Annotated in this window: 11 protein-coding genes; all 11 read left to right on the top strand. The window is 34.8% G+C overall.

Annotated elements, in window-relative coordinates; translation table 11 throughout:
- The first annotated feature begins 232 nt into the window (after positions 1 to 232).
- A complete protein-coding gene (locus M0M44_RS10300) occupies positions 233 to 514 on the top strand; it encodes a DUF7674 family protein (RefSeq protein WP_134151626.1) in 282 nt (93 codons plus the stop codon).
- 167 nt (positions 515 to 681) lie between these two features.
- Positions 682 to 759, top strand: a complete 78-nt coding sequence (gene kdpF / locus M0M44_RS10295; protein ID WP_081909388.1) for a K(+)-transporting ATPase subunit F — start codon at positions 682 to 684, stop codon at positions 757 to 759.
- A gap of 74 nt (positions 760 to 833) precedes the next feature.
- Entirely contained in the window at positions 834 to 2,555 is a 1,722-nt protein-coding gene (gene kdpA, locus M0M44_RS10290; protein ID WP_248729664.1) for a potassium-transporting ATPase subunit KdpA, read from the top strand.
- Between the two features lie 274 nt (positions 2,556 to 2,829).
- A complete protein-coding gene (gene kdpB, locus M0M44_RS10285; protein WP_248729663.1) occupies positions 2,830 to 4,887 on the top strand; it encodes a potassium-transporting ATPase subunit KdpB in 2,058 nt (685 codons plus the stop codon).
- Positions 4,888 to 5,049: 162 nt separating this feature from the next.
- Entirely contained in the window at positions 5,050 to 5,628 is a 579-nt protein-coding gene (locus M0M44_RS10280; RefSeq protein ID WP_248729662.1) for a K(+)-transporting ATPase subunit C, read from the top strand.
- Between the two features lie 397 nt (positions 5,629 to 6,025).
- Entirely contained in the window at positions 6,026 to 7,105 is a 1,080-nt protein-coding gene (locus tag M0M44_RS10275) for a porin (RefSeq protein WP_248729661.1), read from the top strand.
- 91 nt (positions 7,106 to 7,196) lie between these two features.
- Positions 7,197 to 8,321: a sensor protein KdpD gene (locus tag M0M44_RS10270; protein WP_248729660.1), complete on the top strand. Its 1,125-nt coding sequence runs from the start codon at positions 7,197 to 7,199 to the stop codon at positions 8,319 to 8,321.
- A gap of 207 nt (positions 8,322 to 8,528) precedes the next feature.
- Entirely contained in the window at positions 8,529 to 10,247 is a 1,719-nt protein-coding gene (locus M0M44_RS10265; protein ID WP_248729659.1) for an ATP-binding protein, read from the top strand.
- Between the two features lie 57 nt (positions 10,248 to 10,304).
- On the top strand, positions 10,305 to 10,541 hold the full coding sequence (locus M0M44_RS10260) for a hypothetical protein (protein WP_194139115.1): 237 nt from the start codon (positions 10,305 to 10,307) through the stop codon (positions 10,539 to 10,541).
- Positions 10,523 to 10,822 (top strand): type II toxin-antitoxin system RelE/ParE family toxin, encoded by a 300-nt coding sequence (locus M0M44_RS10255; RefSeq protein ID WP_248729658.1) that lies wholly within the window; start codon positions 10,523 to 10,525, stop codon positions 10,820 to 10,822. The genes M0M44_RS10260 and M0M44_RS10255 overlap by 19 nt, the downstream gene beginning before the upstream one ends.
- A gap of 143 nt (positions 10,823 to 10,965) precedes the next feature.
- A complete protein-coding gene (locus tag M0M44_RS10250) occupies positions 10,966 to 11,727 on the top strand; it encodes a phosphatase PAP2 family protein (RefSeq protein ID WP_248729657.1) in 762 nt (253 codons plus the stop codon).
- Positions 11,728 to 11,806: the final 79 nt, after the last annotated feature.

The raw sequence follows: 11,806 nt of genomic DNA, 5'->3' as shown, positions 1-11,806 counted from the left end.
ACCAATTGCAATTTCAAATTTCAAATTAAAAGAAGGTTACATTTTACAATTCACAATTCACAATTAAATAAACCTTATCATTTCAATAAAAGCTTATCATTTTGATAGGCTTTTTTTATGCCTAATTTTTGGCACAAAACTACATTCCTTTTATTGACAGCACTTTAGCAGTTACCTTACTTTTTCGGAACATATTTTGGCATAAGGAGGGAGAACATAAAAATTCATTCTCATGAAAAATCAAGTCACCTCAATCTACAAACAAGCAGAACGCTTTGCCGAGATAACCAAAAAATCTATTATTTCTGGAAATATCGTTCGTGCAAAAAAATGCCTAGCTCTTGCTGAACGCTTATTTATCAGCGGAAGCATCGAAACTAAAAATGCCATTTCTAATGTCTATATTTTTTCGGTTTCTTCTTTTATGGAAATGCGCCACTGCAATATTTCACACCTTTTTCCTCAAACGCTTAAAGCGGAATACATCAAGCAGGTTAATACTTCTGGCGTATAAAAGTTTAATCGGAAAATCTAAAATCTAAAATCTAAAATCTAAAATCTGAATTCTAAAATCTAAAATTCCAAATAAATCCTATGATCACATTTCTTTTACTCGCATTGGCCGTTTTGCTGTTTGCTATTTGTTTTCTGTCAGTTGAATTCTTTGAAAAAATCTAAATCATGACTGCACTATTTATTATTTCAATCGCCGTTTTCGTGTATTTGGTTTATGTCTTAATCAAACCCGAAAAATTTTAAAAAAAAGAATTTTAGAATTTAAGATTATCTCAAAAAAATCTAAAATCTAAAATCAACAATCTAAAATTAAATATATGAACACAGAGTTATTAGGCGTCATTGGTATTTTTATCCTAACTATTATTTTAGCGATTCCTTTAGGAAAATATATTGCTAAAGTTTATTTGGGAGATAAGACACTTTTTGACCCAATTTTCAATCCAATTGAAAAATTTATTTTTAAAATCAGCGGTATAAATTCCACTGAAGAAATGAACTGGAAACAACACTTAAAAGCACTTTTAAGCATAAACATGGTTTGGTTCTTTCTTTGCTTTTTTGTCTTATTGTTTCAAGGTTCTTTGCCACTTAACCCAGATAACAACCCTTCAATGACGCCAGACTTGGCATTTAATACTGCTATTTCATTTTTGGTCAATTGCAACTTACAGCATTATTCTGGCGAAAGCGGGGTTTCTTACCTTTCACAAATCGTATTGATGTTCCTTCAGTTTGTTTCTGCTGGTATCGGAATGGCTGCCGCCGCTATGATTTTTACAGCAATGAAAGAAAGAACTACAGAACAATTGGGTAATTTTTATAATTATTTCATCAAAAGCTGTACTCGTATTTTATTACCACTTTCAGCAATTGTGGCTGTTGCATTAGTTTTTAGCGGTACGCCAATGACTTTTGAAGGTAAAGATGCTATTACAACACTGCAAGGTGATCATGTAGAAGTTTCTCGCGGACCAGCCGCAGCCTTTATTGCTATTAAACATATTGGTACGAACGGTGGTGGATTCTTTGGAGCCAACTCAGCGCATCCATTAGAAAATCCCACTTATTTTACTAACGGGGTTGAACTTTGGGCGCAGTTGATTATTCCTTTTGCGATGATTTTCGCATTAGGTTTTTTCCTTAAGAAAAGAAAACTGTCTTACATTATTTTTGGAGTCATGACCGTTGGATTTTTACTACTGGTAATTCCGACAATAATGAGTGAAATCAATGGAAATCCTGCTATTGAAAAAATGGGGATCGCACAAACAACTGGAGCGATGGAAGGAAAAGAAGTTCGGTTTGGCCCAGCAATTTCAGGATTTTGGAGTATTGCCACAACAGTAATTTCTACAGGTTCTGTAAACAGTATGCACGATAGTTCAATGCCGGTTTCTGGCGCAATGCAATTATTATCGATGATGGTAAATGCCTTTTACGGCGGATGTGGCGTTGGTATTTTGAACTACTACATTTTCATTATTCTGGCGGTATTCATCTCCGGATTAATGGTAGGTCGAACTCCTGAATTTTTAGGAAAGAAAATCGAAGCTCGGGAAGTTAAAATTGCTGCTTTTATTGCCATTCTACATCCTTTATTAATATTATCAGGAACTGCTTTAGCATCTTATTTTGCTGCACATGATACCGCAATGGGATATTGGTTCAGCGGTAACGCAACAGGTTGGTTAAACAATCCAGGAAATCACGGATTCTCAGAAATGTTATACGAATATACTTCGAGCGCGGCCAATAACGGTTCTGGTTTTGAAGGATTAGGAGATAATAATCCGTTTTGGAATATCACTACAGGAATTGTGTTATTGTTAAGCCGATTTATTCCAATCATTGGACCATTAGCAATTGCAGGTTTACTGGCAGGTAAAAAATACATTCCGGAAAGTGCTGGAACTTTAAAAACAGATACCTCAATTTTCGGAATCATGACTTTTGCTGTAATTGCGATTATTGCTGCTTTATCATTCTTTCCTGCTTTGGCTTTAGGTCCATTGGCAGAATTCTTTACTTTAAAATAAAAATGCTGGATAATTTAAACACATAGAAACATAGAATTTAAATCTATAAAAAAGAATAAAAAGAAAACTCGTTTTCACACATAGTTAGAATAACGATTTTACCATTCGCATTTCAATATAGCCCGTGGTTTCAACCACCTGAAACGAATTGCAGGGACAAAGATTGTGATATACGTTGCGTCCCAATGGTTGAAACCACTGGCTATGTTTTACAATCTGTGTGTTTTTTCAACGCATAACATTTAACAAATAACATTTAACTTTCTACAAGAAAATGACAACTAATAAATCCACATCATTGTTTGAAAGTAAGCAGGTAAAAGAAGCTTTAGTGCAGTCTTTTGTCAAGCTGAATCCAAAAATGATGATCAAAAATCCGGTAATGTTTACCGTAGAAATTGGAACAGCCATTATGTTTGCTGTCTGCATATCCATATTAATGGGTGCTAATGATCAGGGAAGTTTTACTTATAACCTAATTGTGTTCTTGATTTTACTGGCAACGCTTTTATTTGCCAATTTCGCCGAAGCAATTGCCGAAGCAAGAGGAAAAGCACAAGCTGACAGTTTAAGAAAAACACGTGAAGAAACTCCTGCCAGACAAATTATGCCAAACGGAGAAATCAGAAATATCAGTTCTTCGGCATTAAAAAAAGACGATATTTTCGTTTGCGAAGCCGGTGATTTAATTGCTGCCGATGGTGAAATTATCGAAGGTCTGGCTACAATCGACGAAAGTGCCATTACTGGAGAAAGTGCTCCTGTAATTCGGGAAGCAGGCGGTGACAAATCATCTGTAACCGGAGGAACAAAAGTATTATCAGATAAAATTAAAGTAAAAGTAACATCTGAACCTGGCGAAAGCTTTTTGGATAAAATGATTGCTTTGGTTGAAGGTGCGAGCCGTCAGAAAACACCAAACGAAATTGCCTTAACCATTTTATTAGCTGCATTTACTTTAATCTTCGTGATTGTGTGCGTTACGCTAAAACCGTTTGCCGACTATGCCAACGCACCCATCACGATTGCGGCTTTCATTGCTCTGTTTGTATGTTTAATTCCAACCACAATTGGAGGGCTTCTTTCTGCGATTGGTATTGCGGGAATGGACAGAGCGCTACGCGCCAACGTAATTACAAAATCAGGTAAAGCGGTTGAAACTGCCGGAGATATTGACGTATTGCTTTTGGATAAAACCGGAACCATTACCATTGGAAACAGAAAAGCAACCAATTTTTATCCAACCAAAGGAGTTTCTTTTGATGATTTTGTAAAATCGGCTGTTTTGAGCTCGCTTGCAGATGATACCCCAGAAGGAAAAAGTATATTGGAATTAAGCGAGATGATCGATGTAAAAAATGAGGTTAAAGCAAGCTTTTTGCAAACTACTTCTGATATTTCACACACCATCAAATTTACTGCCGAAACCAGAACTTCTGGAGTCGTATTAAAAGACGGAACCAATATTAGAAAAGGCGCACAAGACGCTGCTAAAAACATTGCGCAGCAAGCTGGAAATTCTTTTCCTGAAGATACTGCACAACAAGTTATTACCATTTCATCTAATGGAGGAACACCATTGGTAGTAATTAAAAACAATGAAGTTCAAGGTGTTATCGAACTTCAGGATATTATAAAAACCGGAATGAAAGAGCGTTTTGAGCGTTTACGCAGAATGGGAATCAAAACGGTTATGGTTACAGGTGATAATCCACTTACGGCTAAATTTATTGCCGAAGCTGCCGGAGTTGATGATTTTATTGCCGAGGCTAAACCTGAGGATAAAATGAATTACATCCGAAAAGAACAAGCCGAAGGAAGATTGGTTGCCATGATGGGTGACGGAACTAACGATGCTCCTGCCCTAGCGCAAGCCAATGTGGGCGTTGCCATGAACAGCGGAACTCAAGCTGCAAAAGAAGCTGGAAACATGGTCGATCTTGACAATGACCCAACGAAATTAATCGAGATTGTTGAAATTGGAAAACAGCTTTTAATGACCCGCGGAACTTTAACTACTTTTTCTATTGCAAATGACGTTGCGAAATATTTTGCTATTGTTCCTGCTCTTTTTATTACTGCGATTCCTGCGCTGCAAGGTTTAAATATCATGCATTTGCACAGTCCAGAAAGTGCGATTTTATCGGCTGTAATTTTCAATGCGATTATCATTCCGATATTGATTCCGCTTGCGCTGAAAGGTGTTGATTACAGACCAATTGGAGCCAGTGCTATTTTGAAAAGAAATCTTTTGATTTATGGTTTAGGTGGTCTAATTGTTCCTTTTATCGGAATCAAAGTTATTGATTTACTAGTAGCTCTATTTATGTAAGGTTCTGAGATGCTAAGGCTCTAAGATGCTAAGTTTTTTTCTTAGAGTCGTAAAACCCAAGAACTTTTAAAAACTCAATTAAAAACACAGACTTTAGATTACTAAGCTTCCTAGAAAAAAACTTAGAACCTTAGCAACTTAGTCTCTTAGAATCTCAAAAAAATGAAAACTATATTTTCACTCTTAAAACTTACCGTATTTACTTTGATTTTATTTGCGGTTATTTATCCTCTTGCGATTTACGGAATCGCACAATTGGCTCCAAATCAAGGAAAAGGAGAAACTCTTTCGGTTAACGGAAAAGTGGTTGGTTATCAAAAAATCGGACAAAAGTTCGATAAATCGAATTATTTCTGGGGAAGACCTTCGGCTGTAGATTATAATGCTGCTGGAAGTGCCGGAAGCAACAAAGGTCCAAGTAATCCTGATTATTTGGCTTTGGTTCAAAAAAGAATTGATACGCTTTTATTGGTTCACCCCTATTTGAAGAAATCAGACATTCCAGCTGATATGGTTACGGCTTCTGGAAGTGGTTTAGATCCGAATGTTTCTCCGCAAGGCGCGTTGATTCAGGTAAAACGAATTGCTAAAGAGCGAAAACTGGATGAAGCAAAAGTAAAAGCTTTGGTGGAGTCTAAAATTAATTCGGCTGTCGTTGGTCCTGAAACGGTTAATGTTTTGGAATTGAATGTGGCGCTGGATGAGCTTTCTAAAAAAGGTTCTGAGGTTCTGAGTCGCTAAGGTTCTAAGGTTTTCTTCTGCAAGGTTTTCAAAACCTTGTAGGTATAAAAATCGACATCAACTATTATCATGGAGTAACCATGTAGTTTGTCATCCTGAGGAACGAAGGATCACACGAGAAACTCCGTCTGCATGATCGCCAATCTTTGTCGAGCTACTAGTGTGATCCTTCGTTCCTCAGGATGACAAACCAAGCGATAAAACCAAAACTTTAAAATTAATACCTACAAGGTTTTAAAAACCTGTTAGGAAACAAAACGCCTTTTTTACCCCAAATGCCCTAGCCCCGATAGTAGTGGAAATCCTTTTGTGCCGGGGTTCGGCACAAAAGATTGAAACGGATAGCGGGATTAGCTCCTAAAAAAATCTACTAATAAATAATTGAATACCACAAAAAATGAAAAAAATAATACTTACTGCTTTAATCGTTTTTGGTTATAGCAATTTACACGCACAAGAAGAATCTAAAAGTCCGTTGACATTTTCAGGATATGTAGACGCTTATTATAGTTATGATTTCGGGAAACCTGAAAATCATACTCGGCCAAATTTCTTATACAGTTACAATAAAAGCAACGAGGTAAACCTGAATTTGGGTATGGCAAAAGTGAATTATTCAAAAGAAAATATTCGGGGAAATTTTGCCTTGATGGCCGGAACTTATGCAGAATATAATATGGCGGCCGAACAAGGTTTATTGAAAAATGTTTACGAAGCCAATGTTGGTGTGAAGATTTCGAAAAGCCATAATTTATGGATTGATGGAGGAATTATGCCTTCGCATATTGGTTTTGAGAGTGCCATTGGAAAAGACTGCCAGACTTTAACAAGAAGTATTATGGCTGAGAATTCTCCTTATTATGAAACGGGTGTGAAAATTGGCTATACTTCTGAATCTGGAGAATGGTATTTGGCAGAAATGTATTTGAATGGATGGCAGAGAATTGAGAAAGTTGAAGGCAATCAAACGCCTGCTTTTGGAACTCAGATTACCTACAAACCATCTGATAAAGTGGCTTTGAACTGGAGTACTTATGTTGGAAATGAACAGCCTGATATTGACAAAAAATGGCGTTATTTTAATAACTTTTACGGACAGTTTAAAATAACGGAGAAAACAAACATTACGGCTGGTTTTGATGTTGGATCGCAACAAGCGGCTAAGAACAGTAATAAATACGACACTTGGTTTTCGCCAGTTTTAATTCTGCAATACAAACCAACAGAAAAAATTCAGCTTGCAGCGCGCGGTGAATATTATAGTGATGAAAAAGGTGTAATTATCGCAACTGAAACGCCAAACGGTTTTAAAACTTATGGATTTTCAGCTAACTTTGATTACTTAGTAACTGATAATGTTATGTTTAGAATTGAAGCCAGAAATCTTTCGAGCAAAGATGAAATCTTCATCAATAAAGATAATCTCCCAACGGATATGAATACGTTTGTAACAACTTCGCTGGCGATTTCATTTTAGCTTTAGGCTATAGGCTTTAAGCAGTAAGCTTTTTAAAAGTTATACTGCCTAAAGCCTAAAGCCTAAAGCTTATTGCTTAAAGCATATTTTTATGGAACAGAAAAATAATAACGCACAGCACTTTCTCGATTTAATTCAGAAATCACGAAAAGGAAAGTTTAAAATCTACATTGGAATGAGCGCCGGTGTGGGCAAAACTTTTCGTATGCTTCAGGAAGCGCATTCGTTATTGAAAAACGGAATCGATGTGAAAATTGGCTACATCGAAACGCACATGCGAAAGGAAACGCATGAGTTACTTTCTGGCCTTCCGATTATTCCGAGACGGACTATTTTTTATAAAGGAAAAGAACTCGAAGAACTCGATGTTCAGGCAATCATCAACCTTAGACCAGAAGTGGTTATTGTTGATGAATTGGCACATACCAATGTTGAAGGAAGCAAAAATGAAAAACGCTGGCAGGATGTTCTGGAGATTCTAGAAGCTGGAATTAATGTAATTTCCGCTGTTAATATTCAGCATATTGAGAGTTTAAATGAGGATGTAAAACGGATTACAGGAATTGATGTTCAGGAACGGATTCCTGATAATGTTTTGCGATTGGCAGACGAAGTGGTCAATATCGATTTGACCTCGGAAGATTTGATTGCGCGTTTGAAAGAAGGGAAAATTTATACTCCTGACAAAATTCAAACGGCTTTAACGAACTTTTTTAAATCGGAACAGATTTTACAACTTCGAGAATTAGCTTTGAAAGAAGTAGCGAGTCAGGTCGTTCGAAAAGTTGAAAATGAAGTTCCGAATCTTCATGCTTTACGACATGAGAAACTTTTGGCCTGTATTAGCAGTAATGATAAAACGGCTAAAATTGTGATTCGAAAAGCAGCAAGATTAGCAAGTTATTACAACGGGTCGTGGTATGTTTTGTATGTAGAAACGCCGCAGGAAAGCAGTAATAAAATTGCTTTAGATAAACAGCGGCATTTAATTAATAACTTTAAACTTGCCGTACAATTGGGCGCAGAAGTTATTAAATTGGAAAATTCAAATATTGCCAATGCGATTTTAGCAACTGTTGAAGAAAAACAAATTACAACTGTGTGCATCGGAAAACCGCATTTGAATTTATTTAAAGTAATTTTGTCTACAACAATTTTCAGGCGTTTGCTAAACAAACTGTCTTTATCAAATGTTGATCTTGTTATACTGTCTTGAAAAATTTTTAAAACCATATAAGTTATATAAGTTCATTTAATTAGGATGTTTCTTTTTTTGCCACTAAGGCACAAAGTTTTTTTAATTTAATCTTTGTTGCTTTACGAAACCTTGCGGTTAAAAAAGATACAAAGTATTTCCTATACATCTTCTAATATTTTCTTATATCACTTATATGGTTCAATAAAAAATTAAATGTTTTATACAATGAGAATTAAAACCAAATTAAATCTGGGCGTTGGATTATTATTTTTAATGATCATTATACTTTCGCTCGTAAGCGGTTATTCTGTTTTTTTAATAAAAGCAGACACAGAGAATATTCTAAAAGCGAATTATAATACATTGGAATATTCGCGAAATATGATTTTGTCTTTGGATGAAATTAAAGCAAATCCAGATAATGAGATTAAGACTTTTAAAGAATATCTGGAAAAACAAACTCAAAATGTAACCGAACCTGGAGAAAAAGAAGCAACTGCAAACCTAGAGAAAAGCTTTGCTCTTTTAGAAAAAAATGGAGCAAATGAAGTTCTGAAAACACAGATCAGACAGGATATTTTTGCTATTATGAAACTCAATCTGGATGCTATAAAACAGAAAAGTGACATTGCTAAACTTACTGCCGAAAATGCTAATTTATGGATTGCCATTGTTGGAAGTTTATGCTTTTTAATCGCTTTTAATCTACTCGTTAATTTACCTAATAATATTGCAAACCCAATAAAGGAATTAACGCTGAGTATTAAAGAAATAGCCAATAAAAATTATTCAGAACGAGTACATTTTACAAGTCATAGCGAATTTGGCGATCTTGCAAAGTCGTTTAATACGATGGCGCAAAAACTTCAGGAATATAATGATAGTAATTTGTACAAATTATTCTTCGAAAAAAAACGGCTGGAAACGCTTATCAATAATATGCACGACCCGATTATTGGTCTGGACAATGAAGGAATTGTTTTGTTTGCCAATGATGAAGCATTAAAAATTATTGGTCTGAAACTGGAAGATGTTATTGGAAAATCGGCTTCAAATTTGGCATTATCGAATGATTTGATTCGGTCTTTGATTTTAAAAGATGATATTGATGCACCTAAAAAACAACCACTTAAAATTTATGCGCACGGAAAAGAAAGTTATTTCGAAAAAGAAATTCTGAATATTACCATAATTCCGACTGGTGAAGAAAAAGAAATCAATATTGGTGATGTAATTATTCTGCGAAATATTACACTTTTTAAAGAGCTGGATTTTGCCAAAACCAATTTTATTGCGACCGTTTCGCACGAATTAAAAACGCCGATTGCCTCTATAAAACTAAGTCTTCAATTGCTTGAAAATGCCAAAACGGGCGACATGAACGACGATCAAAAGCAATTGGTTGAAAGCATAAAAGATGATAGCCAAAGATTGTTGAAAATTACGGGCGAATTACTCAATTTATCACAATTGGAAACTGGAAATATTCAACTAAATATTGAAAAAAGCAATCCGCATGAAATTGTAAATTATGCTGTTGAAGCCGTAAAAGTTCAGGCCGATCAAAAACAGATTAAATTGGTTATTAATGCAGATGAAAATCTTGAAGATGTAAAAGCCGATAGCGAAAAAACAGGCTGGGTTTTAATTAATTATTTGTCGAATGCGATTCGGTATTCTTCTGAAAAAAGCACCATTTTTATCAAATTAAAAAAAGAAAACAATCAAATCGTATTTCAGGTCATCGATACCGGAAAAGGAATTGATACAAGATACAAAGACAAAGTTTTCGATAAATATTTTCAAGTACCTGGAAGTCAAAAATCCGGAACTGGATTAGGTTTAGCGATAAGCAAAGAATTTATAGAAGCCCAAAACGGAAGCGTTGGTGTAGAAAGTAATTTAGGATTGGGAAGTACGTTTTGGTTTTCGTTAAAAGTATAATTATTAGTACTACTTTGAAAAGAAATCTTTAATTTTGAGTATTATAAAGAATTTGATATGGACATGACAGCACAAATAAAAGAAAATTTGATCTCAAGAATTAGAGATTCAAAAGACATGAATTTTTTAAAAGCGCTTCAAACTATTTTTGATTCTTCCGAACAGTCTCTATATGAATTAAATCTTGAACAGCAATCTTCTATCGAAACAAGCCGAAATCAAATAAAAAACGGTGATTTTCATAAAAATGAAGATGTAATTTCAGAGATGAGAGAATGGCTAAAAAAGAAATAATCTGGTCGAATCTTGCCAAACTTGAATTTTCTAATGTTCTTGAATTTTATGCTTTTAGAAATGAAAATTCTGATTACAGCTTAAAAATTCTTGAAGAAGTTGAAGATTTATTAGAAACTCTTTCTAATAATGAGTTTATAGGAAGACTTACTTCAAATAAAATCACTCGCGTTATTCCCATGAAAATCTATTTGATTTTTTATGAAATTAATAACGATCAAATAGAAATATTATCTTTTTGGGACAATCATCAAAATCCGGAGAAAAGAAAAATAAAATAGTTATTAATCGCCTAATATTTAGCTAATCTTAACCGAACTACCCTATTTAAAACCAACAAATTAATATCCGCTTAAGGTTCAATTAAGACAAAAATAGTTAGATCATACATTCGTTATTATTATAACAAAAACAAAAAATAAAAATGTCCTGCAAAGCTATTCTTCTGGTATTTCTATTCGGATTGTTTTCTGTGAATGCACAGCAAAACGACTCGATTACAAAAATTGACAGTACTTCGCATCAGCTAAAATTCAATTACAAACAATTAATTATTCCAAGTGTATTAATTGGATATGGTGTTATTGGAATTGGAAATGATCAACTGTTGAGTTTTAATCATCAAATTAAGTCTGAGGTCACCGAAGATATTGACGAGAAAATTACAATTGATGATTTCTCGCAATATGCGCCTGCAGCATCTGTTTATGCTTTGAATGCTTTTGGTGTAAAAGGCAAAAACAATATGCGTGACCGTTCTGTTATATTTGTGACTTCGTATGTTATAATGGCTTCAACAGTTTTGGGTTTAAAATCGATTGTACACGAAGAAAGACCTGACGGAAGTTCGAACAACTCCTTCCCTTCCGGACATACTGCAACTGCGTTTATGGGTGCCGAATTTTTATATCAAGAATACAAAGACAAATCAATTTGGTACGGAATTGCCGGTTATGCCGTTGCAACTGGAACGGGATTATTTAGAATTTACAACAATCGCCATTGGTTAACTGATGTTGCCGCTGGAGCGGGAATCGGGATTTTAAGCACCAAAATTGCGTATTGGATCAATCCATACATTACTAAAAAATTATTCAAATCATCAGCCGAAAACAAATCGACTTCTATGATTATGCCTTTTTACAACGGGCAACAATATGGTTTGGGATTTGCGAAGATTTTTTAAGTTTTTTTGCCACAAAGGCACTAAGTCGCAAAAGTTTTTTTTAAGCTAAAGATCGCACAGATTAAAATGATTTTTGAAG

The organism is Flavobacterium humidisoli, assembly GCF_023272795.1.
Taxonomy (GTDB): Bacteria; Bacteroidota; Bacteroidia; order Flavobacteriales; family Flavobacteriaceae; genus Flavobacterium; species Flavobacterium humidisoli.
This window is presented reverse-complemented; position numbering and strand designations above follow the sequence as displayed.